General features: G+C 65.4%; 1 protein-coding gene. It reads left to right on the forward strand.

The window, feature by feature from the left end; all coding sequences use genetic code 11:
- Positions 1-419 (forward strand): cytochrome d ubiquinol oxidase subunit II (locus I6F37_RS41695; protein ID WP_249795482.1); only part of this gene is annotated, 419 nt, incomplete at both ends.

Genomic DNA, 419 nt, shown 5'->3' on the forward strand with positions numbered 1-419 from the left:
GTTCGCTTACGTGGTGATGGACGGGTTCGATCTGGGCATCGGCATCCTCTTCCCCACGGTCCGCGTGGGCCATGGCCGCAACCGCGCGATGAATTCGATCGCGCCGGTTTGGGATGGCAACGAGACCTGGCTTGTGCTTGGCGGCGGCGGCCTGTTGGCGGCCTTCCCCCTGGCCTACGCGGTGATCCTGCCGGCGACTTATCCGCTGATCATCGCTATGCTGCTCGGCCTGGTCTTCCGCGGCGTTGCGTTCGAGTTCCGCTGGCGCGACGAGCGTCACCAACCGTTCTGGGATCTCGCTTTTTTCGGCGGCTCGTTGGTCGCCGCGATGGCGCAAGGTATGATCCTGGGCGCGCTGCTGCAGGGGATCGAGGTCGAGAACCGCGCCTACGCTGGCAGTTGGTGGGACTGGCTCACAC

The sequence above is a fragment of the Bradyrhizobium sp. NBAIM08 genome (genome assembly GCF_020193935.1).
Classification (GTDB): Bacteria; Pseudomonadota; Alphaproteobacteria; order Rhizobiales; family Xanthobacteraceae; genus Bradyrhizobium; species Bradyrhizobium yuanmingense.